Origin of the sequence: Demequina sediminicola (genome assembly GCF_000975055.1) — a bacterium.
GTDB lineage: Bacteria > Actinomycetota > Actinomycetes > Actinomycetales > Demequinaceae > Demequina > Demequina sediminicola.
The window spans coordinates 48,070-72,656 of the sequence record NZ_BBRB01000001.1 but is presented as its reverse complement, the minus strand read 5'-3'; the positions used below and the strand labels follow the sequence as shown (position 1 = coordinate 72,656).

Below are 24,587 nucleotides of genomic sequence, written 5' to 3'. Positions count from 1 at the left end.
GCGTGGTTGGCGGCTCCGTACGTAGCGAAGGCAGGCTCGCAGCCGTCGGACGGCAGTCACGGGCCCACGGACATCACCATCGGGATGATGCCTCATTCGCTTGCGGGCGCTGCCGGGGAGGGCGCAGCCACGAAGCCTGGGCTTGTCATAGGCGCTTTGGTCGTGACTGACGCGAACCCCAAAGCGGCTGTGTCCAACGTAGCAAGGCTCGCTTGTCAGACTCAAACCGCGCGGTCGGAATTTAGGCAATCACGGGAAAATCGCCGGACCATCGCCCCTGGTAAATGACTTATCGCCAGGAAAGTGTCACGGTTTGGCAAAGGTGGCGAAAAGGGAGCCGATGTTGAGTGTCAGCGACTGTCATTGGCCCGGCGGGCACTTCCTAGAGCCGGAACATGCCTTCCTGCGATGCTGATGCGACGAGTCGTCCATCCTCTGAGAACACCCACGATCCGCCGAGCCCACGTCCGCCCTGCGCCGTAGGGGCATCCTGAACGTAGAGCAGCCACTCGTCGGCACGCGCGGGACGGTGCCACCACATAGCGTGGTCGAGCGACGCGAAGTTGAGCCCCTTGGTCTGCCACGAAGCGTTGTGTCGGCGCAGCAAAGGCTCCAGCATGACCTGGTCGCACGCGAAGGCGAGCAGAGCGCGGTGCATGAGGCCGCTTGAGCTCTCAATGGGCTTGCGCAGACGAATCCACGTGGTTTGGTACTGCTTGGGCTGTGGGTCAGCGTTGAAGAGCAAGCTGCCCTCAACGTGGCGCAGGTCGAACGGGGTTCGCTTGAGCCAGTAGTCCGCGGGCTCATGGCCGACGTATGGAGCCAGCACGTCAATGCCGGACTGCACGAAGTCAGGTCCAGGGACCTCGGGCATCGTCACCGAGTGTTCGGGGCCTTCTTGTTCTAGCTGGAACGATGCGATCATCGACAGGATGGGCTTGCCGTCTTGGAAGGCGTGGGTTCGGCGTGCCGAGAATGACCGTCCGTCACGGAGCAATTCGACGTCGAAGGAGATAGGGCGGCTCGCGTCTCCTGGACGCAAAAAGTACCCGTGCATCGAGTGCATCTGACGTTCAGCATCAACGGTGTGTCCCGCGGCCAAAAGGGCCTGGGCGAGGACCTGCCCGCCGTACGCACGCCCTCCGGGCATCGGCAAGGAGTCGCCCTCAAAAGTGGTGTCCGAAAGCTGACGGAGATCAAGTACTGCCATTCCGGATGCGACCGATTCGTCGGCCCACACGTCTTCAACGTGGTCCATGTGTGCTCCTCAAGTTGTGGCGCGGGCCTATGAGCCTGGCGTGGGTTCAAACGTATTGATCATGGAGTGAGCGGCGCGCTCAAGATAATCCATCAGCGTAGTCGCGTGCAGGGGCGACAGGCCCTCTTCCGCCACCGCGTCCCGCATGAGCGCGACCCAATGGTCGCGCGCTTCAGGGTTGACGTGAAAGCCGTGGTGTCGCATCCGTAGTCGCGGGTGGCCGCGCTGGTCGGAGTACGTCGTTGGCCCACCCCAGTACTGCTCGAGGAATGCCATGAGGCGCCATTCGGCACCCTCCATGTCGTGGCTCGGGTACATGGGTCCCAAAATCGGATCCGTCGCCACGCCTTGATAGAACCGGTGGACGATGCTGGCGAACCGTTCGTGGCCGCCGATCGCCTCGTAGAAGCTCTGCTCCGGTTCCTGAGTAGGCCCAGAGCCGATGTTCATGCCTGGAGTAGTCACTTTCAGTCCGCCTCGCCGTCTCCGTCGAGATCTCCGGAGTCAGGGGGAAGGGGGCGGCCGGCATCATCGGTGGGTGTTTCCGTTGTCGCACGGCGAGTGTCATGAATCTTGGGGGCACGCTTGGACGGCTTCTCGTCGACCATGATGGCGTCACCTGGCACAGCGAGACGGATGTTGCGCTCAGCAAAGATGCGGCGCATCTCGCGGCGCACCTCGCGCTGCACGTCCCATTGCATCGCAGGATTGACCTGGCACATGAGGCGCAGCATGACGGCGTTGTATTCGAGCGATTCAATTCCGGCCACCTCGGGCTCGCCGAGGAGCGACGTCGACACCATGTCGGATTCGCGTGCAGCGTCCTTGACCGCATCCATCATGGCGTCGCGTGCGGCTTCAATGTCCGTGTCATAGGCGAAGCGCACTTCGATCATGACGCGGCTCCACAGGCGCGTCATGTTGCCCACTCGTGTGATCTCACCGTTAGGGACGTACCAGACGGTGCCGTCGAGCGCCCGGAGTCGCGTGCACCGCAAGCCCACTTCCTCCACACTTCCGGAGGCTGCACCCAGGTCCACGACGTCACCCACGCCGTACTGGTCTTCGATCAGCATGAAGATGCCCGCGAGGATGTCCTTCACCAGCGACTGAGCACCAAAACCTAGGGCGACACCCAAAATTCCAGCGGAGGCGAGCATCGGCCCTACCGGGACACCGAGGACTCCCAGCACACCCATCGCCACGATGATGAAAATGACCACCAACAACGCAGAGTCGAGGACCCGCTTCAGGGTCTTCGCTCGCTGCCGCCGGCGTTCCGCCTCAAGGCGCGCATCGATCTCGTCCTGTTGCGGGAGCCGGATCTTGGCCTTCTTCAGCGCCGCAAGCGTCTTGGGGTCCGCAATGGCGGTGCCCTTTTCAATGCCGCGGACGAACCCCTTGATGATCCAGTGGAAGATCAGCCAAATCACTAGCGCCAGAATGATGACGGCGCCAAGGTCGCCAGCACGATCTTCAACACCATCGAACCACTTGCCGAAGTCCTCGGTCGTGGGGACGTCGAGCGAGTCCTCCGTAGGGGAGGTGGTGGCCGTGGTCGACGTCGTGGTGGTCGCGGACGGCGTCGAGGACGCCGACGGATCCGCCGAGGCCGAGGTGGTGATGGCTACGGATATGAGAGAGCCAAGGTAGGTGAACACGCCCTCCAGGCTATCCAACCCCGTCAAGAACGGAAACGACTACCGGCGAACCCGTGTCGGTGCCGCGCTCCGTTGGGGCCAGTGCCTGGCAAGATAGGGGCATGAGCGATGTCGGCGAAGACGTGAACGAGGCCCGAGTCAGTGAACCCTTGGCGGCATTGGCCCGGGAATGCGGCGTCGCGCTCACCTACACCGCGTGGAACGGCGACTCCTGTGCGTCGACCGTGGATGCCATTCGTGCAGTGTTGATCTCCATGGGCATGGACGCGCGCGACGATGCGGGCTGCGAACGTGCGCTCGCTGCCATCGAGGACCACAAGTGGCGCAGGGTGGTCCCTCCCGTCACTGTGGTGCAGGAGGGTGAGGGCGCCCAGATTCCCGTGCACGTCCGGAACGGGGAGCCAGCCAGCGCCCGCCTCACCCTTGAAGACGGCGGCGAACGCGAACTTGACCAGGCAGATGTCTACGTTGAGCCCTACGACGACGGAGTTCAGGCGATCGGGCGCGCAACGTTCACCATTTCTAGCGACCTGCCGCTTGGCTGGCACCGAGTTGAGGCTACGAGTACCGACCGTCGTGGGCGCGGCTACGTGATTGTCACGCCCGCCAAGGTCCAGGTACCCGCGTGGGTGCGCGAACATCGGCCCTGGGGTCTTGCGGCTCAGCTGTACTCGATTCGTTCCGAACGTTCGTGGGGCATCGGCGACTTCGGTGACCTCGGTGACCTGGGGTCGCTTGCCGCAGTGCACGCCGGCGCACAGTTCCTCCAAATCAACCCGCTACACGCCACAGAGCCGGTGCCGCCACTCGAGCCGTCGCCGTACCTGCCAACCTCGCGCCGCTTCCTGTCCGCGCTCTACATTCGCGTCGAAGACATCGACGAGGTGGCGTATCTCCCGTCGCAGCAACGTGCAGTGTTGGCCTGGGAAGCGGAGAAACCCCAGCGCGCGAATGCCAGTGGCGAGAACATTGATCGCGACGCGGTGTGGCGCGCCAAGTCCTCAGCGCTGGAGCAGGTGTTCCGTGCGCCGCGCTCCGCAGGGCGGGAAGCGCAGTTTGAGGCGTTTTGTCTGCGTGAAGGTAAGGCGCTCGAGGATTTCGCTACATGGAGTTCGATCGCAGAGGCGCACCGCGGCGTGCCGTGGCCCGAGGAACTGGCGCAAGGAAACCGTGCCGCCGTCGACGCCTGGCGCGATGAGCATTCGGACCGGATTTTGTTTTACGCGTGGCTGCAGTGGGTCGCCGATGAGCAGTTGGAGCGCGCGCAGCGCCGGTGCGTTGACGCTGGCATGACGATTGGTTTGATGACCGATCTTGCGGTGGGAGTACACCCGTTTGGTGCCGACACCTGGTCGCTCGGCAACGTCATGGCCACCGGGGTCTCTGTGGGTGCTCCGCCGGACATGTACAACCAGCGCGGTCAGGACTGGTCGCAGCCACCGTGGCAGCCGCGCGCCTTGGAGGCGGTGGCCTACCTGCCGTTCCGCGACCTCGTGCGTTCGGCTGTTCGCCACTCGGGCGCGCTACGCATCGATCACATCCTGGGGCTCTTCCGGCAATGGTGGATTCCTCAGGGACACGACCCGTCCAATGGCGCATACGTGAGTTTTGACCACACCGCGCTGATTGGCATTTTGGCTTTGGAGGCTGAACGCGCCGGTGCGGTCGTGATTGGTGAGGACCTTGGCACGCTGGAGCCATGGGTGAGCGACTACCTCAATCAGCGCGGCATTCTGGGCACGGTCGTAGCGTTGTTTGAGAAGAACAGCAACGGCTCGCCTCAGGCGCCAGAGCAGTACAGGGCCGATGCCCTGGTGTCGGTGACAGTGCATGACCTACCGCCAACCGCGGCATACCTTGGGGGAGAACACATCGCAGTGCGCTCCGGCATGGGCCTGTTGACGGGCTCCGAGGACGACGAGGTGTCGTCCAACGAGCGCGAACACGAGCTCATGGTGGAGTACCTGCGCTCCCGTGACTGGATGATCGAGGATTGGGAGGAAGAAGACCTCGTGGCTGGTGTGCACCGGCTAGCGCTCGCGTCGCCTGCTCTCCTGACCTCGGTGGCAGTGACCGACGCCGTAGGTGAGCGCCGTGCCCAGAACTATCCCGGTACGCACACGGAGTACCCCAACTGGCGGGTTCCCCTTGCGGACGGCAATGGGGTGCCGGTGCTGCTCGATGATCTGTTCGAACACCCACGTCTGAGGCGTCTTCTTGCGGCAGTGCGGGAAGCGCGAGCGTAGTCCCCGAGGCTGTGAGAGCGCTCTATCCAGGCGTGTTGCATTTGCGCAATTGACATGTTGCGTAAAGCGCACCTATGCTCGGCCACGGCTTGCGCAAAGACGACGTAGCCCGTCGCGACAGCGCCGCAGCTCTCCGCTGTCGAGCCCGCACGCGATGCCCTCTCATCGACAAGGACGTGCGCCATGGCGCTACATCGATTCCTCGCTACCGGAGCTGCTGCCGTAGCGGTCACCGCTCTGGCTGGCTGTGCCACCGACAGCTCTGCTTCCACCGACACCAGCGAAACCGCCGCCGCGGGTTCTGAAGCCTCGACCATCACCGTCGAGCACGCATTCGGAACCACCGAGATTGAGGGAACCCCCGAACGCGTCGCGACAGTTCAGTGGGCGAACCACGACATTCCCCTCGCACTGGGCGTTGTGCCCGTGGGCATGGCCGAAGCCAACTTCGGTGGAGCTGCCGTCCTTCCCTGGGTCCAGGACGAGATTGACGCCCTTGGAGGAGAGCCCGCGCTCTTCGATGAGACAGACGGCATCGACTTCGAGGCTGTTGCCAACACCAACCCGGACGTCATCCTCGCGGCCTACTCCGGCCTCACACAGGAGGACTACGACACCCTGAGCGAAATCGCACCAGTCGTGGCCTACCCGACCGAGCCATGGGCAACGTCCTGGCGCGACATGATTACCTACAACGCCGCTGGCATGAACCGCGCCGACGATGGTGCTGCACTCATCGAGGACATCGAAGCACAGATCGCAGAGACGGTAGCCGAGTACCCCGAACTCGACGGCAAGAACGCCATGTTCATGTCGCACATCGATACCACGGACCTCTCGACCGTGAACTTCTACTCCAGCAACGACCCTCGCACCGCGTTCTTCGGTGACCTCGGCCTGGGTGAACCCGCCACCGTTGCAGAAGCATCGGCTTCCGGCGAGTTCTCCGGTTCGGTCAGCGCCGAGCAGATCGACTTGCTCGACGACGTAGACATCATCGTCGCGTACGGCGACCAGGCGTTGGTCGAGGCACTGCAGGCCGACCCGCTTCTGTCGCAGATGCCCGCCGTGGAAAACGGTGCCTTCGTCCTCCTCGATGGCTCGCAGCCCATTGCTGCAGCAATCAACCCCTCGCCACTCGCAACGCCATGGGCACTCGACGAATACGTCGGTCTCTTGGCTGAGGCGGCATCAAAGTCCTAACCACGTGACACTTCAGCACACCAGCACGCAGTCGAGCGCCGTCGGACGACGGCGCTCGACTCGCGTGCGTGTGGCGTGGTGTCTTGCGAGTGCTGCCCTAGTGCTCGTGCTTGCCGCCGCGTCCGTCGCGATCGGTTCCCGCCCCGTCACCGGAGCTGAACTGTGGTGGGGACTGGCCGGGCACACCGACACCATCGGCGAGGCCGCCGTTTACGTGCGGGTACCGCGAACGCTGCTCGCCATCGTCATCGGTGCCGCGCTCGCGGTTTCCGGAGCAGTCATGCAGGGTGTGACACGCAACCCTCTCGCGGATCCCGGAATCTTGGGTGTGAACATGGGCGCCGCGCTCGCCGTCGTGATCGGTATCGCGTGGTTTGGCATGTGGGAACTCGACAGCTACGTCTGGGCCGCGATCGTCGGCGGCGGGGCCGCAGCATGCTTCGTGTACTTTGTGGGGTCGCTCGGGCGCGGAGGCGCCACCCCGCTGAAACTCGCCCTCGCAGGCGCCGCCACAGCGGCAGCGCTGTCGTCGCTCATCTCCGCTGTGGTGTTGCCGCGACCGGACATCTCCGACATCGTCCAGTCGTGGCACGTCGGTGGTGTGGGCGGAGCGTCATTTGAAGCCATGGGCACAGTCGTGCCATTCCTGGCGGTGGGCGGAGTGCTCGCCTGGGTGAGTGGGCGTTGGCTCAACTCGCTGTCCTTGGGCGACGACATCGCGGCCGGTCTCGGGGTGCGTGTGGCATGGGCTCGCGGTGGCGCTGCGCTCGCGGCGGTGCTGTTGTGTAGTGCGGCCACTGCTGTTGCGGGTCCCATCGGGTTCGTTGGACTCATCATTCCCCACCTGTGCCGCCTGCTTGTAGGAACCGACTACCGGTGGCTCATCCCGTGCTCTGCGCTCATGGGCGCAGCGCTTCTCATCGCTGCGGACATCATTGGACGAGTAGTGGCGCGCCCCGAGGAAATTGCCGTGGGCATCGTAACCGCGCTCATCGGCGCACCGGTCTTCATCGCGGTCGCGCGGCGCCAGAAAATGCGTGCACTATGACCGAGACATCCTCTGCGACAAGCATGGGAACCCTCCCCGCCGGAGCCGCTCAAGGCGAGTCTTCCCCGCACTCCTTCTCCAGGCTCGACGGGCCTGGAGTCGCGCGTGCTCGCCGCCGCAGAGGCCGCCGCAGACGGTGGGTCATCGCGGCGCTGAGCGTACTCGTCCTCGCACTGTGCCTGACATCTCTGATGGTGGGCCACACCGTCTATAGCCTTGACCAGGTGTGGGACGTCATCATGGGGCGGCCCGTTGACGGTGCAACTTTCACCGTGGGCACACTGCGACTTCCGCGCATGGCACTTGCTCTTGTGGCGGGCGCCTCCTTTGGGCTCGCTGGCATTGCCTTCCAAACACTCCTGAGAAATCCTCTCGCGAGCCCGGACATCATTGGAATCTCTTCGGGCGCCTCAGCGGCAGCGGTCTTCGCGATCGTGGTGGCCAACCTCTCACGGACCCAGGTGTCGCTTGTCGCTGTAGCCGGTGGATTGATCGTTGCCTTCGCCATCTACGTGCTGTCTGCCGGTGGCGCGGGTGCGGGCACCAGGCTGATCCTCATCGGAATCGGTGTCGCCGCCATGCTGAATTCGGTCGTGGCCTACTTGCTCGAGCGAGCGGGCCAGTGGGACTACCAGGAAGCCCTGCGGTGGCTCTCGGGGAGTTTGGGCGGTGCCACCTGGGAGGCGACCGTTCCCGTCATCGTCACCCTGGTGCTCGCCGGGACGCTCGTGGTGACGCAGGCGCGGGCCCTCGGTCTCGCGCAAATGGGTGATGAAGCAGCCGTGGGACTGGGTGTCCGCGTCCCGTTGATGCGTATCGCCGTGGTGATGGGTGCGGTCGCTTTGGTGTCCGTCGCGACGTCTGCGGCCGGACCCATCGCCTTCGTTGCGTTTCTTGCAGGTCCCATCGCCGTACGCCTTATCGGGGCTCACGGATCGCCAGTGATTCCAGCAGCGCTGGTGGGCGCGGTGCTGGTCTTGAGCGCCGATCTGGTGGGCCAATGGGTCTTCGACACCCGCTACCCGGTGGGCGTTGTCACCGGCGCCGTGGGAGCGCCGTTCCTCTTGTACCTGATTGTGTCCATTCACCGAAAGGGTGGATCGCTATGAGTGCCGACCACGAACTGCACATCTCCGGCCTCACGGTGGGGTATCACGACGTCGACGTGCTCCATGACGTTGACCTCGCCATCCCGTCCGGCAAAGTGACGGTCATCGTCGGTGCAAATGCGTGTGGCAAGTCCACGTTGCTCAAAGCCGTGTCGCGCCTGCTGAAACCGCGGGCCGGTGTAGTGATGCTTGATGGACGTGCTGTTCACCGCACCCCACCCAAGCAACTCGCCCGCGTGATGGGTGTTCTCCCGCAAGCGCCTGTCGCGCCCGAAGGGATCACCGTGGCGGACCTCGTGGGTCGTGGACGTCATCCACACCAGAAGATTGTGGCGCGGTGGTCCGCAGCGGACGATGCCGCAGTTGCTGAAGCACTCAACGCCACCGATACCGCGGAACTCGCAGAACGCTCAGTCGACGAACTTTCCGGAGGCCAGCGTCAGCGTGTGTGGATTGCCATGGCGCTCGCCCAGGACACCGACGTATTGCTCCTGGACGAGCCCACCACGTATCTCGACGTGAGCCATCAAATCGAGGTACTCGACCTCTTGGCTGAACTCAACGCGCTTCGCGGCACCACCATCGTGATGGTGCTGCATGACCTCAACATGGCTGCTCGTTACGCAGACCACCTCATCGCCATGAAAAGCGGCGAGGTTCGGGCGACCGGAACCCCCGCAAGTGTGCTGACCGCGGAGATCGTGCAGGACGTGTTTGGGCTCGACAGTGTCGTGATCGATGACCCCGTCAGCGGCACCCCGCTCGTGGTCCCGCGGAGCCGAGCGGCTAGCTCCACGCCTCCTGTGCGCGCAGAGCACGACGCACCTCGTCCGTCGCCTCGGTGACGACCTTGCGGAGCACGCTGGGCGCATCGGTGTTGTCCGCGAGCCACTGGTCGAGCATCCGGTCAAGTCCTTCAACGCGCCCCACAGCCCACGTTGGGAACACATAGGTGGCGACGCGTTTGCCCACGAAACCTTCGTTTGCGGCGTAGTACTCACGTAGTTCCCCCAGGATCGTGGGGACGAGCGGAGCGAGTTGCGATGCATCGGCGGTGCGGGACAGGCCGAGCCCCATCTCATACTGGACAGCGTTGGGAATCGGCTCTTCTGGTCGAACGAGTTCTTGCCACGTCTCTTCCTTGCTGGCGCGAGTGGCCACCGATGCCTTGACTCCAGCCGCTTTGCGCAATCCCATTGCGCCACCGTCGACGGCGAGCGCTTGTTCGACGTAGTCGGTCACGTCGGCACCCGCCACCGCCATCCCTGACAGCAACTCCCAACGCAGATCAGTGTCGATCGTGACTCCGTCGAGAGTGGTGTCGCCATCGAGAAGGCATGCGATGGCATGTGCGTGGCGCTCAGTGGTGGACAAGCGAGCCGCACCGGAGAGCACCTGGAGTTGGAGGTCGCTCCCCGCTGACAATGACGGCAGTAGCGCCCATAGGCGGTCGGCAGCATCCTCGCGGACCTCCACGGCAGCTGCGGCAGGAACGTAGCGACCGATGGCCGTGACCAAGGTGCGCAGGTGGGAAGCTGCGGTTTCCGAGTTGGTGATGTGAGGCAGCGCATGAAGGACAGCGTCGATGTATTGGGTCGCTGGAATCAGCGCGTCGCGGACCATGTGCCACAGCGCATCGAGTACGAGACCCACCACCATCGGGTCTTTGAGGTCGCCGATGTGGCGCCGGACCGTGTCGAGCGAACGCTCATCGAGCACCAACTTCGCGTAGGTGAGGTCACGGTCGTTGAGCACTACCAAGTCCGGTGCGATGAGGCCGCGAGCACCTTCAATTTCTGTGCGTGGCCCCGCGACGGTCGCAGCAACCTCCCAGGCCCGGGCGAGCGTCGACTCTCCCGAACTCGACGTGTCGACGATGAACCCGGACACAACGATCTGGTGTGGGCGGTGCTGCGGGTGGGCTGCCGGTACTTGCTGGTCCACGTGCAGCGAGGCGACCGTGGCCTCGGCTCCACTGCCAGTAGCAGAGCCGTCGGTCAGAGTAATGTCGGTGTGCAGGGTGGACGGCCCCGGAGTTTCCAGCCACGCATCGGCCCACTCCGTGAGGTCTTGATCCGCGGCTGCACTGAGTTCCACGAGGAAGTGCGCGAGCGTCGCATTGCCGTGGCTGTACTTGGCAAGGTAGGTGCGCACTCCTGCAAAGAACGTGTCTTCGCCCACAAATGCCACAAGTTGCTTCAGAGCTGAGGCGCCTTTGGCGTACGTGATCATGTCGAACGCGGAGACCGTCGCCTCGGTGTCGGCGATCTCAGCCACGATCGGGTGCGTGGTGGGAAGCTGATCCTGCACGTACGCAATGGACTTGCGCTCGGCGGTGAACGTCACCCATGAGTCCGTCCACGGTGTGACCTTGGACGTAGCCCAGGCGCCCATGAACTCTGCGAACGATTCGTTGAGCCACAGGTCATCCCACCACTGCATCGTCACGAGGTTGCCGAACCATTGGTGGCTTAACTCGTGAAGAGTGACGTTTGCGCGGAACTCCTGCATCGCGTCGGACACACGGCCGCGGAACACGAGGCGGTCCTCGGAAAAGGTCACGCAGCCGGCGTTCTCCATGGCACCCAAGTTGTACTCAGGAACAAAAATCTGATCGTACTTCTCATACGGGTACGCAATACCGAAGACCTGCTCAAAGAGTTCGAGGCCCGCCTGGACAGTGGCGATCATCTCGTCCGCATCAAGGTGCTCGGCCAGGTTTGCACGTCCATATACGCGGGCAGGGATCTCGCCCTTGATCGAGGTGAGGGTTCCACCCTCGCTCACATAAGGTCCTGCTACTACGGCAGCCACATAGCAGGGGAGGGGCACTGTGGGGGAGAACTCCCAGCGCAGGGCCGATGCCGGGGCTGAGGCGCCGCCCTGCATGGCGCCACTGTCGTTGGTCGCGCCATCGTCGGTCGCCACGGATGCTGGGGTGGGCTCGGGCGTGGGGGAGTTGGAGATGACGGTCCACGCCTCAGGAGCGGTGACGGTGAAGGCAAAGGTGCCCTTGATGTCGGGCTGGTCGAAGCACGCGAACGCCCGACGTGCGTCGTCGGTGGCGAACTGGCTGTACAGGTAGGTGTCGCCAGACTCAGGGTCGATGAAGCGGTGAATTCCCTGTCCGTCCGTACGGTAGGAGCAGTCTGCTTCCACCACGACGGTTGTGCCCGGGCCTGCCGTGACGTGGACCCGGTCGTCGGAGACCACCTGCTCGAGGTCCAGGGCCGTGCCGTCTACCTCAACGTGATGGATCGTCCCCACCACATCGAGGAACGTCTCGGTCCCCGCGGGGGCGTCAAAGGTCACGGTGGTACGCGAGCGGAAGGTGTCGCCTGCGGGAGTGAAATCGAGCTCTACCTGATAGGCGGCCGATGTGATGAGTTGTGCGCGTGCAGCGGCTTCGGTGCGGGTAAGCATGCTTCCTAGTGTCTCACCAGTGAACGCAACAACGCCGCCCCGACCCTTCGATGTGAAGGGCCTGGGCGGCGTTGAAGTGCGACGGTTTACTGGGCGTCGCGCGCCTGGTTCTCCAGTGCGCGGCGCACACTGTCGCGACCCTCGATGATGAGGCGCTTCAGAGCCGAGTGGGCGTCGGCGTTCGACTCAAGCCAGGCATCGGCCTTGTCCTGAAGGTCTGTCACGCGGCCAGCCAACTCGACGGGGTAGAGACCTTCGATGAGGGTCGTGGCCATCTCGTTGGTCTTGGTGTCGTAAATGCGACGCACGGATGCGAAGTATTCGTCGACGAACGGCAGTAGCAGGTCGGTGTCGTGCACGTGGCCAAACCCTGCTGTCGCAGAGAACTGCAATGCGTTAGGCATGTCTTCCTCGGCGTTGACCAGGGAATCCCACGCCGCACGCTTGCCCTCGGGCGTCGCGATCGATGCGCGAGCCTGAGCGGCACGCCGGTGACCCGATGCGGTCGCATCCTTGGTGAGCTGAACCTCGATAGCCATTTCGCCGCATCGGCCTCCTGCCACCAAGCCCGTGAGGAGGTCCCAGGTGAGATCCGTGTCGAGCTCAAGGCCGTCGAAGGAGAGCTTGCCGTCGATGAGGCCCTGAAGGTTGTCCAGGTGCACGTCATCAGAAGCGTGCGATGCGAATGCGCGGAGGAACTGCAGCTGCGAGTCGGAGCCGGCCGGAGCCTCGATGGCCAGGCGCCACAGACCCTCGGCAACCTTCTGCGCGGCTTCCTCAGCGTGATCGGGGTGCACGTAGAGGCCCACAGTCGTCGCAAGCTGGCGCAGAAGCACCATCACTGTCGTGGACTCGGTCTCCGAACCGATGTTGCCCAGCACCAGGTCAATGAACTGGCGTGCCGGCATCTCGCCGTCGCGCGTCATGTCCCAGGCAGCGGTGAGCACCATCGAACGTGCCAGCGGGTCAACAAAGCTGCCCACATGTTCCACTGCGGTAGCGAGCGACTGCGGGTCAAGGCGAACCTTGGCATAAGCGAGGTCGCCGTCGTTGATCAAGAACAGTGCCGAACGGTGGTTGCCTGCAAGTTCAGGAATCTCGGTGCGTTCGCCGTCGATGTCGACCTCAACGTACTGGGTGCGTTCCAGCGTCGCCTTACCTGCATCGTTCACGACCACGTCGTAGCCACCGATTCCGAGGCGGTGTGGACGCTGGGTCGGCCAGGCCTCGGGAACCTCCTGGCGCACCACAAACTGAGCGATGTCATCGTGGCTGTCCGTCTCGATCTCCGGACGCAGGGTCGTGATGCCAGCCTTCTGCAGCCACACTTCTGACCAGCCAGCGAGATCGCGACCCGAGGTCTTCTCGAGTTCCACGAGCAAGTCGTTGAGCGTGGTGTTGGAGTGGTGGTGCTTGCGGAAGTACTCAGCGACTCCAGCAAAGAACTCGTCCTCGCCCACCCAGGCGGCGAGCTGGCGTAGCACGGAGGCGCCCTTGGCGTAGGTAATGCCATCAAAGTTGACTTCAACGTCTTCAAGGTCGGCGATGTCAGCCATGATCGGGTGCGTGCTGGGGAGCTGGTCCTGACGTGCTGCCCACGTCTTCTCAAGCGAGTTAAAGGTGACCCAGTTGTTCTTCCACTTGGTGGTCTCCACCGTGGCGACGGTCGAGGCGTACTCAGCGAAGGATTCGTTGAGCCACAGGTCGTTCCACCACTTCATGGTGACGAGGTCGCCGAACCACATGTGCGCGAGCTCGTGCAGCACGGTGACGGTGCGGCGTTCCACACGGGCCTGAGGTGGCTTGGAGCGGAAGACGTAGTCCTCCAAGAACGTGACGCAGCCAGCATTCTCCATGGCCCCCGCGTTGAACTCGGGGACAAAGATCTGATCGTACTTCTCGAACGGGTAGTCGCATTCGAACTTGTCCTCGTAGAACGTGAAGCCGTTCTGAGTGTCGTCCAGAATCACGTCTGCATCGAGGTACGGCGCCAGGGCCGCGCGGCAGTACACGTTGGCACGCAACGTGCCCTTGCGCGACTCGACGGTGCCTTCGACCTCGTGGTACGGGCCGGCCACGAGGGCGGTGACGTAGCAGGGGAGGCGAGTAGTTTCCGTGAAGTCCCAGCGCACCTTCTGGTGGTCTTTGCCGGCGATCGAGACAGTGCCATCGACCGGAGTGACGGAGCCGGGGTTGTTGCTCAAGACGTGCCAGTGCTGTGGCGCGACCGCGGAGAAGGTGAACTGCGCCTTGAGGTCGGGCTGCTCGAACACGGCAAACACACGGCGTGTGTCAGCCACCTCGAACTGGCTGTAGAGGTACACCTCTCCATCCTCGGGATCCACAAAACGGTGGAGGCCTTCACCTGTGTTCATGTACTCACAGGTCGCGTCGACAACGAGCTCGTTCGTGCCCTGCAAGTCCGGTAGCGAGATGCGGCTGTCGACAAAGTGAGTCGCGGGGTCCAGCTCGGTGCCGTTGAGCACGATGCGGTGAACGGTTGGCGCGATCAGGTCGATGAAGGTCGACTCGCCTGGCGTCGCAGAGAAGCGAACGGTAGAGATCGAGCGGAAGGTGTCCTCAGAGGTGGTGAGGTCAAGCTCGACGGAGTACGTCTCGGTAGAGACGATGGCGGCGCGGGCTTCTGCCTCAGCGCGGGTGAGATTGGTACCTGGCATGGGGTGATTCTTTCACGCGGAAGCCGGGACGATGCGATAAGCAATCCCGCTGTGAGCGAAACTTCGCCGGGGACTCGCGACGGCGGTGCCGCCGCGCGCCTCGTACACTTGTGCGGTGACAGAAACAGACACCGCGGCACCTCGCCAACGTCGTCTCGTTGACCTCGCACCACTCAAAGCCAGCCCCGCATTTGCGCGACTGTGGATTGGCGGCGCGATCGCGGGCATCGGCTCCCAAATGTCTATCGTTGCCGTCGGCCTCCAGATCTACGCGATCACCAACTCCACGTTTGCCGTGGGATTGGTGGGAGGCATTGCGTTGATCCCCATGATCATTGCCGGCCTGTGGGGAGGGATGCTAGCCGACGTCTTTGACCGTCGCCGCATCCTCATCATCGCCTCCCTCACCGCATGGGCCAGCACCCTCGCACTCGTAGCGCTGTCCACGTGGGACGCCATCGCGCAAGACAGCGGGGGACACGCCGCAGTATGGCCGTTCTACCTCGTCACCACCGTGAACGCCGTCGCAGCGACGATTGCCGGCGCCACGCGCTCCTCCGTGGTGCCGCGAATCCTGCCTCCAGAACTCATCTCGCGCGCAACCGCCCTGAACGGCATCAGCATCGGCATGATGGTCACCGTCGGGCCAGCGCTCGCGGGGGTGCTCGCCGCCACGGTCGGGCTGCCATGGACATTCGCCATCGACGCCGTGCTGTTCACCGCTGGCTTCCTCGGCATCTGGATGTTGCCTTCGCTCCCTCGGCTCGGTGAACGGGTCTCCGCAGGATGGGGACAGGTCCGCGAAGGACTCGCGTTCCTCAAACGCGCCCCCAACATCCGTATGAGTTTCATCGTCGACATCATCGCGATGACCTTCGGGCGGCCACTAGTGCTGTTCCCGGCTCTCGGTGCCACCGTCGTGGGCGGCGGACCGCTGACCGTTGGCGCACTGACTGCGGCCGGTGCCGTAGGAACGCTGCTCGCGAGCGTGTTCTCGGGACCCGTGGGACGCGTCCACCGTCACGGACTCGCCGTGTCGCGCGCCATCGCCGTCTACGGAGCATTCGTCACACTCTTTGGAATCGCCGTGCTCATCATGATGCGCATTCCCCACGAGGCGAGTGAGGGATGGTCGGGCATCTACTGGCCAGCGCTCGTGATCCTGGGACTAGCCATGGCAGGTATGGGAGCCTCCGACGAGATCTCAGCGATCTTCCGCCAAACCATGACCCTGAAGGCCGCGCCCGACGAGATGCGCGGACGCCTCCAAGGAATCTTCATCGTTGTCGTCACCGGCGGTCCACGCCTGGGCGACATGTATGCGGGCATTCTCGCCAGCGCAGTCGCGCTGTGGTGCCCGCCACTGTTCGGTGGACTCCTCATCATCTGCCTCGTCGGCATCATCACCCGGGTCACTCGGTCGCGGACAGGACAGACCTTCCGCGATTACGACGACCGCAGCCCTACGCCGTAAGCGCCACAGTAGAATCCCGACCATGGGTTATCCAGTACGTGTCTACCAGGGTTTTCTTCCACGTTCCCCGGATAGTGCAGACGATGTCCTCGACCGGCTCTTCGATGAGGCCAGCGGTGCGCGGCCATCGCGCCGTGTACAGCGGTTTGCTCGCGCACTTGAACGCCGTTGGCCCGCACGCACGGAGGCGGAACATCTCGCGGGGCCGTGGCACGACATGACGCCGACGGAGAGCGTGTTCGGCAAGGTGTGCGACATGGAAGTCAACTCCGAGGACGCAGCGCACATGGTGTCGCTGATCGCGCGCGCTGCACGGCGGTACGGACTCATCTGTGTCGATGCAGGTGGCACCGGAGTCTATGGATGGTGGTCGGTGCCTCCGCTGGCTCATTCCTGAGTTCGGCGGGAGCTTACGTGAAGTCCGCCTGGCGCCACGCCTCGTAGACCACGAGCGACGCCGCGTTGGTGAGGTTGAGCGAGCGGCGCCCGGGAATCATCGGGATGCGCACGCGCGACGTGATGCGCGGGTGCGCCATGATCTCCTCGGGTAGTCCCGTGGGTTCGGGGCCAAACAGCAGCACATCGCTGGGGCGGTACTCGATGTCCGAATAGATGGTGTCAGCGTGTGCCGTGTACGCGAACACCCGGGAGTCCGGCATCGCCGTGAGCAGGGCGTCGAAGTCGGCGTGCACGGTGACCGATGCCAGGTCGTGATAGTCCAGCCCCGCTCGCTTGAGCTTGGGCTCGGACAGGTCGAATCCCAGCGGCTCCACGAGGTGAAGGTGCGCGCCCGTCACCGCGGAGAGTCGAATCGCTGCACCGGTGTTCTCGGGGATGCGCGGCTCAAAGTATGCGATGTGTGGGGCAGCAGACATAGCGATCATTGTGTCAGTCCGCGACCAGCAACCCTGCCCGGGAGGCGAACACTGGTGCGAGTTCGAAGACCTGCTCCTGGGACACCAGCGCCCCGGACAGTCCCGCTGGATCGTCGACGCCGCCTAGATCTAGTCCCGTGAGATTCACATCTGTGCAGCGAACGCCGCTGACTGTCAGCATGCCCGCGCGGCAATTGCGAAACTCGACGCGCGTCAGCGTTGCACTCATGAGGTCAAGGTCGTCGAAAACGCAGTCCTCGAAAACCACATCCGTCACCGTGGCGGCACGCAGGTTGAGGTAGCCAACCTTGCAGCCGGTGAGCATGCACTGGTCCCATTCGGAGTCGTACCACTCCGCGGCGCCAATGCGTGCGCGAGCTACTTCGCTGCGGCGCCAGGTACTCGAGGCGCCGCGCCACGTCGTGACCGACAACGCTTCAACTCGCGAGTCTGAGATGGCGACTCCTCGCGCGGCTACGTCCTCAAACGGCACTCCTGACACTAGACACCCGGTCATTGCGGTGTCGGTGAGATCCCGCCCGTCAAATGAGAGGCCAGAGAAGTCGAGGTCCTCCCATCGGGGCCCCTCGTCGAGGTCGTAGGCGTCGGCTTGCTGCAGGGAGGGGAGCGTCACAGGGTCGATGCGGGGGCTGGCAACCGTTGTCATAGTGTCAGCCTAGGCTTGCCACATGCATACACCCGCGCCTGCAGGATCCCGCCGAGCCGCCATGGGTGGCGGTAGTGGCCGCGGTGTTGCAGGCAGGGATGAGGCCGCGCAGCGCGCCCGCAACGCCGACGCCCCTGAGATTCCGCATTTGTGGCGGCGCGTCTTAGCGATGTTCGCGCCATACAAGGCATCCCTCGTGGTGACGGCCGTCCTTGTGGTGATCACGGCATCGGCTGGAGTGATCCCACCCCTCATCGTCGAGCGAATCTTTGACAACGCGCTCTTCCCGGCAGATCAGGCAGGCCCGCACCTGACCTTGCTGACGGAACTCGTGTTGCTCGTCATCGTGATTTTTCTGATCACCGCAGCGTTGAGCGTGTGGCAGACCTACGTGACCGCGACCGTAGGCAACAACGTCACTGGCGACTTGCGCACTCGGCTGTTCGACAAGCTCCAATCGATGGACCTGGCGTTCTTTACGCGTACGCGTACCGGTGACATCCAGTCGCGCCTCAGCAATGACGTCGGCGGCGTTTCGGGAGTGCTCACGACCTTTGTGTCCTCGATTCTGGGTAACTCCGTGACGGTCCTCGCGTCGCTGGTCGCAATGATCGTGTTGGACTGGCGCCTGACGCTCGTGGCGATCGTGATGATGCCCGTCTTGGTGCTTGTGCAGCGCCGGGTAGGCCAGGTCCGTGCACGCCTTGCATCGCGGACCCAGGAGTCGCTTTCGGAGATGACCGCGATCACGCAGGAGACGCTTTCCGTCAGCGGCATCCTGCTGTCCAAGGTGCACAATCGCCAGCGGTTGGAGTCCGAGCGGTATGCAGCAGAGAACGCCAATCAGATCGACTTGCAGGTGCGCCTGTCGATGTCTGGGCAGTGGTTCTTTGGCCTTGTGACGGTCATCATGAGCTCCGTTCCCGCGGTGATTTACCTGGTCTCGGGCTTTCTTATTGCACGCTCACTCGACCAGGGCTTTGACCCGTCCATCACCGCAGGAACTATCGTTGCGTTCACGGCTATCCAGGGTCGGCTGCTGTTTCCCCTCATGGCGTTGATGCGTGTGGCGCTGGAAGTGCAGACATCGCGAGCCCTCTTTGCCCGCATCTTCGAGTACCTCGACCTCACCCCGGACATCGTGGATAGCGCCGATGCGATCGCAGTGGCGGACGCACCCGGACCGTTGGGGTCGGTGAAGTTTGAGGACGTGAGTTTTCGCTATCCGGGTGCTGCTGAAGATTCTCGACCCACGCTCAACGATGTGTCATTTGAGGTCCAGCCGGGCCAGACTGCGGCGTTTGTTGGACCCTCCGGCGCGGGCAAAACGACCATCGTGTACCTGGCTGCGCGACTGCACGAAGCATCGGCCGGATCCGTGCAGTTTGCAGGGGCGGATGTGCGTGACCTCACCCACGCGTCGATCGTGGACGAGGTAGGCGTGGTGAGTCAGGAGACGTACCTGTTCCACGCGACCATTGCGCAGAACCTGCGGTACGCCAAGCCAGATGCCACCGACGCTGAGTTGGAAGAAGCGTGCCGTGCCGCGAACATTCACGAGCAGATCGAGTCTTTCGAGGACGGGTACGACACGGTGGTGGGGGAGCGCGGGTACCGGCTGTCCGGCGGAGAGAAGCAGCGGATCGCGATTGCCCGCGTGCTCTTGAAGGACCCGCCAGTGTTGTTGCTCGACGAAGCTACCAGTGCGCTCGACACGGTCTCCGAGCGCGTGGTGCAGACGGCACTGGACCGCGCGGCTCGCGGCCGCACCACGTTGGTGGTCGCGCATCGGCTCTCCACCATTCGCGATGCGGATGTCATTCACGTCGTCGAGGGCGGGCGCATCGTGGAGTCCGGAACGCATCCGGATCTCGTGGCGGCGGATGGCTTGTATGCGCGCCTGGCACGCGACCAAGCGACGGAGCACTAACCCGCCGCCTCCACACCCCCGCCGCCTCCACACCCCCGCCGCCTCCACGCCAAGTGGCTCCATTTCGCTGTTTTGAGGCCTCAAAACAGCGAAATGGAGCCACTTGGCAGTTCGCGGAGGGGCAGTTCGCGGAGGGACGCAAAAAGCGGGACCGGACCGCTTGGGTCCGATCCCGCTCCTTGGTTTAAGAAGTCGAATAGTGTCGACTAGTTTCCGCAGCCGCAGCTTCCGCCGCAGCAACCGCCGCCTTCGCCGCCGCCGTTGCTCTCAGCAACTACGTCCTGGTCGATCAGGTCAATGTTCTGCTTTTCAGCCATTGGCGCCTCCTTCACATCTGTGACCGCCCCACATCGGGGCTTCCTTCTACTGTAGACCCGATCTGGGGTCTGTGGGTGCTTCGTTTTCATCAATCTTTCGCACCACACGTGCTGGGTTCCCGACCGCGACCGAGTACGCGGGAATGTCCTTCACGACCACCGCTCCGGCACCAATCACTGCATGGTCGCCGATGGTGACGCCCGGGCACACGATCGCTCCGCCACCAATCCAGACGTTGTCACCAATGGTGATCGGTTCTGCCGCCTCCCACTTTGCGCGGCGCAAGTCCGGATCGATGGGGTGAGTGGGTGTCAAGAGTTGGACGTTGGGCCCGATCAGTACGTCGTCCCCAATATGGATGCTGACCGGGTCAAGCGCCACCAGGTTGTAGTTGATCCAGGTTCTGTCCCCAATGTGAATGTTGGAGCCATAGTCCACATGCAACGGCGGCCTGATCCAGACATCGTCGCCCATGCTGCCGAGCAGTTCACGAAGAGTCTCGGTGGCGCCGTCAGGATCAGTGCGTGCCTGTGCGGCATGCCGCTCACATAGTTCCTGACCACGCGCCACGCCTGCCGCGATCTCGTCGTCGCCTCGGTAGAGGTCGCCGGCGATCATGCGCTCGTGCATGCTGCGGGTGTCAGGTGGGTCGAGGTCCGCGTACGGATCGATGTCAACGGGATCAGGCATGGATGCTTACCAGATGGATACGCGTTCAGCGGGGTCCAGGTACAGCTCGTCGCCTTCCTTGATGCCGAATGCCTCGTACCAGGCATCGACGTTGCGCACGATGCCGTTGACGCGGAACTCGCTGGGGGAGTGCGGGTCCATCGACATGCGAGTCTTAAGAGCCTCGTTGCGGATCTTCATCTGCTCGGTGAGTGCGTAGCCGATGAAGAAGCGCTGGGTGGCAGTGAACCCGTCCACGGAAGGCGCTTCTTCAATGGGGTGGCCAAGAGCAATCTCGTAGGCCTTGAGCGCAATCTCGACTCCGGCGAGGTCGCCGATGTTCTCTCCGATGGTGAGCGCACCGTTGACGTACACGGGCTCGTCACCAAACTGTGCAGGCGAGTAGCTGTTGTACTGGTCGATGAGGCGAGAGGTGCGCTCCGAGAAGGCCTCGCGGTCCTCGTCAGTCCACCAGTTCTCCAAGGCGCCCGAGCCGTTGTACTTGGAGCCTTGGTCATCGAATCCGTGACCGATCTCGTGGCCGATCACAGAGCCGATGCCACCGTAGTTGATCGCGTCATCGGACTCGGGGTGGAAGAACGGGGGCTGCAAAATGGCTGCTGGGAAGACAATCTCGTTGGCCGTAGGCAGGTAGTAGGCGTTGACTGTCTGGGGCGTCATCAGCCATTCGGTGTGGTCCACGGGCTTGCCGATCTTGGACCATTCCCAGTCCTCATCGAACACACTGGAGGCGCGCACGTTGCCCACCAAGTCATCGGCCGCTGCTTCCAGCCCGGTGTAGTCGCGCCACTTCTCCGGGTAGCCGATCTTGGGCGTAAAGTTCGCGAGCTTGTCGAGTGCGCGCTGCTGAGTGGCCGGTGTCATCCATGGCAGGCCGTTGATGGACTGACGGTAGGCCTCGATCAGATTCGCCACGAGGCGATCCATGTCTGCCTTGTGAGTGGGCGGGAAGTGCTTCTTGACGTACTCCTGGCCGACGAGTTCGCCAGCGACGGCCTCAACAAAGCCCACGCCGCGCTTCCAGCGATCACGCTGCTGGGTGGCGCCTGACAGCACAGTGCCGTAGAAGGAGAAGTTGGCCTTGGAGATTTCCTCGGTGAGGTACGGGGCACGGGCCGAGACGATGCGCCACGCGTAGTAACGCTTCCACTGCTCCAGGTCCGTGTTCTTCCACAGAGCGCCAAGCGCCCCGAAGTAGCTGGGCTCTCCGACAATCAGCAGGTCGTGTGCCGCCTCGGGAAGGTGAATGGCGTCCGCCCACGCCTTCCAGGCAAAGCCAGCGGCGTCATCGGCCAGACGGTCAAGCGTCGTCGGGTTGTGGGTCAGCTCCGCTTCGCGGGACTTCACGACGTCCCAGTGGTGCTCAGCGATCGCGGTCTCGAGCGCAAGAATCTCCGAGCCGGTAAAGGACTGTCCCGTCAGCGCCGCCATGCGGTCGATGTGCGCCGCATACTGCTCACGGACGGGCGCGTAGTCGTCTTCGCGGTAGTACGCCTCGTCGGGAAGGCCGATGCCGGACTGGCTGAGATAGACCACGTTGCTGTCGGGTGCGTTTTTGTCTGCAAACACGTAGTAGCCGACGAGGCCGCCGACGCCTTGGCGCTGCAGACGACCAGTCGCGGCGGCCAGAGCCTCGTGGTCTGCTGCGGCGTCGAGTTCCGCAAAATCGGCGTCCAGAGGTGTGGCACCCAGCGCATTGACGCGGTCGACGTCCATGAAGCTCGCGTACAGTGCGCCGAGCAGAGTGTCGGGTGCGGCTGCTTCGATGATGACGCGGGTGTGCTTTTCTGCTTCGTCGCGAAGCGTGTAGAAGCTGCCGTCCGCCGAACGGTCATCGGGGATGACGTGTGTGTCTTCCCAAGGGCCGCTGACGTAGCGGAAGAAGTCGTCGCCGGGACGAACAGTAGGAGAGAGCTTGGACTTGTCGATGCCTGAGTGCAGTGCCATGTCCTCACCCTACGACCCGGGTGTGGGTGGCTAGGGGCGTTTTCGCTCACGGCGAGGATGGGCGGCTCACGGCCAGGCGGTGTGGGAAGCGAGTACGTGTCGCGCGTGCGCACTGTGTGCTGGCAAGATGGCCTTATGCGCATCCACATCGCCGCGGACCACGCCGGATTCGAGCTCAAGGAACACCTGAAGGCCCACTTTTCGGAGGCTGGGCACTCCGTCATTGATCATGGCGCTCACGAGTATGACGCTCTCGATGACTACCCGTCGTTCTGCATCGCTGCCGCCGAGGGTGTGCGGGACGATGCTGGTTCGCTGGGCATTGTGATTGGCGGCTCGGGCAACGGAGAGCAGTTGGCTGCTAACCGAGTGACGGGTGTTCGAGCGGCGCTGATCTGGTCTGTTGAAGTGGCCCAACTGGCTCGCCAACACAATGATGCCCACGTGGGTTCGCTTGGCGCGCGGATGCACTCACTCGACGAGGCGACGGCTATTGCCGATGCCTTCATCAACGAGGCGTTCAGTGGGGACGCCCGTCACCAGCGCCGTATTGACGAGATGTCGGCATACGAGGCCAACCGCTAACCTCGCTCGAAGCCACCCCACGCGAACTGGCGGATCCTCCCACACCGAGTGGCGGCATCACACCCCACACCAAGTGGCTCCATTTCGCTGTTTTGAGGCCTCAAAACAGCGAAATGGAGCCACTTGGCGGAGAAGGGGTGGGGTTTAGAAGTCCCAGTTAGTGAGCGGCGCAACCGGCGACAGCATGGCCACCGCAAGTTCACGCGCCTGGCCCGGAGTGTGCTCCGCCACCTGACCGGCTGCCGACAAGGACTCGACCGACGTTCCGCCCAAGTAAATGGTGGACAGATGACGAGCGTTCATCGACAGGTCCGCCTGCGAGGACGCGTCATCGCTGACCTTGCTCACTTCAGCATCGGCTCCGCTCACCACGATGCGCCACACGCCTTGGTTAGCGGGAACGTGCTTATCGGTGATCGAGAAGGTGACATCACAGTCGTGGTAGTACTCGCGTGACTCCAGTGCAGTCTTCACATCGAGGATGCGGACCCACAGGTTGTCGACGATCTTGGAGCGCGCACCGCGTGCGTCCTTGAGTTGGTGCAGCAGGGGATCGTCGGTCGCGAGGTTCTCTGTGTGGGTCGTGCCCACGAGGTCGAAGTCGAGCAGTGTCTGCCACAGCTTCTGCGATGCCGCCGCAGAGAGGGCGCCGTGTTCACGGACCTGGCATACGCCGTCGTGGATGCCGAGTTCAGAGTCAGGCTTGCGTCGGAAGAATGCGTACGCCACTGGCTCTCCGCGGTCCTCAACGATGGCAATACGCCACTTCTCGTAGCCGTGACGATTTCCCACGGGGTCGGTGAAGCGCGCATTGCGTCCCGAGCCTTCGGGGTTGATGATCGTGGCCGGACGGGTGAGCTTGGCCTGGAGGTCCGCGACAAGTTGATCGTGCTTGTCGAAGTCGGCGCGTTCGAGGCGGATGGACAGGTCATCGACACCGTCGACGGACCACATCGCGGAGCCGCGGGGGATAGATGCCTTGACGGTCTGCGATGCCATGCCATACCCGAACCGGGAGTAGATCTCCGCTTCCATGGCGTACAGCGCGCTGACGGCTTCGCCGCGCTCGATGCAACGGTCAAAGTGGTCGCGCATCATGGCCGTCATGAGTCCGCGGCGGCGGTGTGCGGGGTGAACCCCGAGCCACGAGAGGCCTGCGGTCTTGACTCGGCGTCCACCGTTGGTGATCATCTCGGTGCCGAACGATGCGTGCACGGCGGCCAATTCGCCAACCTCGCCTCGCACCTCGTCCGAGACCTGGAGCGCACGTGCGCGCTCGGTGGGGAGTGCGTCCACGTAATCTTGCCGGTCTTCTTTGAGCCATTCACCTACGAACGCCCATTGCACTACCTGAAAAAAGTCGTCGAGACGGTCCTCGGGAACGGAGATGGACTGGTAACCCTGTGCCTTCTTCATGCGTCCAGTCTTTCAGGTATTGGATGGGTCAAGAAATCGTGCGGCTTTTCTGTGGTCGG

The 24,587-nt window shown here is 63.4% G+C and carries 19 protein-coding genes; 9 read left to right on the top strand and 10 right to left on the bottom strand.

Going from position 1 to position 24,587, the window contains the following annotated elements; all coding sequences use genetic code 11:
- Positions 1 to 382: 382 nt before the first annotated feature.
- The 3 genes from AOP79_RS00310 to AOP79_RS00300 are packed head-to-tail and all read right to left on the bottom strand — an operon-like array spanning position 383 to position 2,919.
- Complete coding sequence (locus AOP79_RS00310; protein WP_062069228.1) at positions 383 to 1,258, bottom strand: acyl-CoA thioesterase; 876 nt, start codon at positions 1,256 to 1,258, stop codon at positions 383 to 385.
- Positions 1,259 to 1,285: 27 nt separating this feature from the next.
- Positions 1,286 to 1,708 carry a globin gene (locus tag AOP79_RS00305; RefSeq protein ID WP_062069226.1) on the bottom strand — a complete coding sequence of 141 codons (423 nt, stop codon included), beginning with the start codon at positions 1,706 to 1,708 and terminating at the stop codon, positions 1,286 to 1,288.
- 17 nt (positions 1,709 to 1,725) lie between these two features.
- The gene (locus AOP79_RS00300; RefSeq protein ID WP_062069224.1) at positions 1,726 to 2,919 is read right to left on the bottom strand and encodes a mechanosensitive ion channel family protein; all 1,194 of its coding nucleotides are present in this window, start codon (positions 2,917 to 2,919) and stop codon (positions 1,726 to 1,728) included.
- Between the two features lie 101 nt (positions 2,920 to 3,020).
- Between AOP79_RS00300 and malQ the strand changes: the two genes are divergently transcribed.
- The 5 genes from malQ to AOP79_RS00275 all read left to right on the top strand — a co-directional run bounded on the left by malQ (position 3,021) and on the right by AOP79_RS00275 (position 9,370).
- The gene (malQ, locus tag AOP79_RS00295; protein WP_062069222.1) at positions 3,021 to 5,165 is read left to right on the top strand and encodes a 4-alpha-glucanotransferase; all 2,145 of its coding nucleotides are present in this window, start codon (positions 3,021 to 3,023) and stop codon (positions 5,163 to 5,165) included.
- A 183-nt stretch (positions 5,166 to 5,348) separates the two neighbouring features.
- Positions 5,349 to 6,368, top strand: a complete 1,020-nt coding sequence (locus tag AOP79_RS00290) for an iron-siderophore ABC transporter substrate-binding protein (RefSeq protein WP_062069219.1) — start codon at positions 5,349 to 5,351, stop codon at positions 6,366 to 6,368.
- A 4-nt stretch (positions 6,369 to 6,372) separates the two neighbouring features.
- Positions 6,373 to 7,416, top strand: coding sequence for a FecCD family ABC transporter permease (locus tag AOP79_RS00285; protein WP_062069216.1), 1,044 nt, complete (start codon positions 6,373 to 6,375; stop codon positions 7,414 to 7,416).
- Entirely contained in the window at positions 7,413 to 8,525 is a 1,113-nt protein-coding gene (locus AOP79_RS00280) for a FecCD family ABC transporter permease (protein ID WP_082093233.1), read from the top strand. Before AOP79_RS00285 ends, AOP79_RS00280 begins: the two co-directional genes overlap by 4 nt.
- Positions 8,522 to 9,370, top strand: coding sequence for an ABC transporter ATP-binding protein (locus AOP79_RS00275; RefSeq protein WP_082093232.1), 849 nt, complete (start codon positions 8,522 to 8,524; stop codon positions 9,368 to 9,370). The genes AOP79_RS00280 and AOP79_RS00275 overlap by 4 nt, the downstream gene beginning before the upstream one ends.
- Here AOP79_RS00275 and pepN (AOP79_RS00270) read toward each other — a convergent pair.
- Both pepN (AOP79_RS00270) and pepN (AOP79_RS00265) read right to left on the bottom strand, forming a co-directional pair.
- Positions 9,312 to 11,948: an aminopeptidase N gene (pepN, locus tag AOP79_RS00270; RefSeq protein ID WP_062069213.1), complete on the bottom strand. Its 2,637-nt coding sequence runs from the start codon at positions 11,946 to 11,948 to the stop codon at positions 9,312 to 9,314. The genes AOP79_RS00275 and pepN (AOP79_RS00270) overlap by 59 nt on opposite strands.
- 86 nt (positions 11,949 to 12,034) lie before the next feature.
- A complete protein-coding gene (pepN, locus tag AOP79_RS00265; RefSeq protein WP_062069210.1) occupies positions 12,035 to 14,626 on the bottom strand; it encodes an aminopeptidase N in 2,592 nt (863 codons plus the stop codon).
- A gap of 115 nt (positions 14,627 to 14,741) precedes the next feature.
- Between pepN (AOP79_RS00265) and AOP79_RS00260 the strand changes: the two genes are divergently transcribed.
- The gene (locus AOP79_RS00260; RefSeq protein WP_082093231.1) at positions 14,742 to 16,100 is read left to right on the top strand and encodes an MFS transporter; all 1,359 of its coding nucleotides are present in this window, start codon (positions 14,742 to 14,744) and stop codon (positions 16,098 to 16,100) included.
- Between the two features lie 22 nt (positions 16,101 to 16,122).
- Positions 16,123 to 16,497 (top strand): hypothetical protein, encoded by a 375-nt coding sequence (locus AOP79_RS00255; protein ID WP_062069207.1) that lies wholly within the window; start codon positions 16,123 to 16,125, stop codon positions 16,495 to 16,497.
- 13 nt (positions 16,498 to 16,510) lie between these two features.
- On the opposite strand, the gene AOP79_RS00250 is transcribed toward AOP79_RS00255, so the two are convergent.
- Together AOP79_RS00250 and AOP79_RS00245 are read right to left on the bottom strand one after the other, a co-directional pair.
- A complete protein-coding gene (locus AOP79_RS00250) occupies positions 16,511 to 16,975 on the bottom strand; it encodes a tRNA (cytidine(34)-2'-O)-methyltransferase (protein ID WP_062070942.1) in 465 nt (154 codons plus the stop codon).
- Positions 16,976 to 16,988: 13 nt separating this feature from the next.
- Positions 16,989 to 17,642 (bottom strand): pentapeptide repeat-containing protein, encoded by a 654-nt coding sequence (locus tag AOP79_RS00245; protein WP_062069203.1) that lies wholly within the window; start codon positions 17,640 to 17,642, stop codon positions 16,989 to 16,991.
- A gap of 22 nt (positions 17,643 to 17,664) precedes the next feature.
- On the opposite strand from AOP79_RS00245, the gene AOP79_RS00240 reads away from it, so the two are divergent.
- On the top strand, positions 17,665 to 19,572 hold the full coding sequence (locus tag AOP79_RS00240) for an ABC transporter ATP-binding protein (protein ID WP_439644660.1): 1,908 nt from the start codon (positions 17,665 to 17,667) through the stop codon (positions 19,570 to 19,572).
- Positions 19,573 to 19,935: 363 nt separating this feature from the next.
- Here AOP79_RS00240 and AOP79_RS00235 read toward each other — a convergent pair whose 3' ends face one another.
- The gene (locus AOP79_RS00235) at positions 19,936 to 20,580 is read right to left on the bottom strand and encodes a sugar O-acetyltransferase (RefSeq protein ID WP_236683191.1); all 645 of its coding nucleotides are present in this window, start codon (positions 20,578 to 20,580) and stop codon (positions 19,936 to 19,938) included.
- Between the two features lie 6 nt (positions 20,581 to 20,586).
- Positions 20,587 to 22,527 (bottom strand): M13 family metallopeptidase, encoded by a 1,941-nt coding sequence (locus AOP79_RS00230; RefSeq protein WP_062069198.1) that lies wholly within the window; start codon positions 22,525 to 22,527, stop codon positions 20,587 to 20,589.
- A 135-nt stretch (positions 22,528 to 22,662) separates the two neighbouring features.
- Between AOP79_RS00230 and AOP79_RS00225 the strand changes: the two genes are divergently transcribed.
- Positions 22,663 to 23,112, top strand: a complete 450-nt coding sequence (locus tag AOP79_RS00225; protein ID WP_062070938.1) for a ribose-5-phosphate isomerase — start codon at positions 22,663 to 22,665, stop codon at positions 23,110 to 23,112.
- Positions 23,113 to 23,256: 144 nt separating this feature from the next.
- Here AOP79_RS00225 and AOP79_RS00220 read toward each other — a convergent pair whose 3' ends face one another.
- Positions 23,257 to 24,528 (bottom strand): GNAT family N-acetyltransferase, encoded by a 1,272-nt coding sequence (locus AOP79_RS00220; RefSeq protein ID WP_062069196.1) that lies wholly within the window; start codon positions 24,526 to 24,528, stop codon positions 23,257 to 23,259.
- Between the last annotated feature and the right edge of the window lie 59 nt (positions 24,529 to 24,587).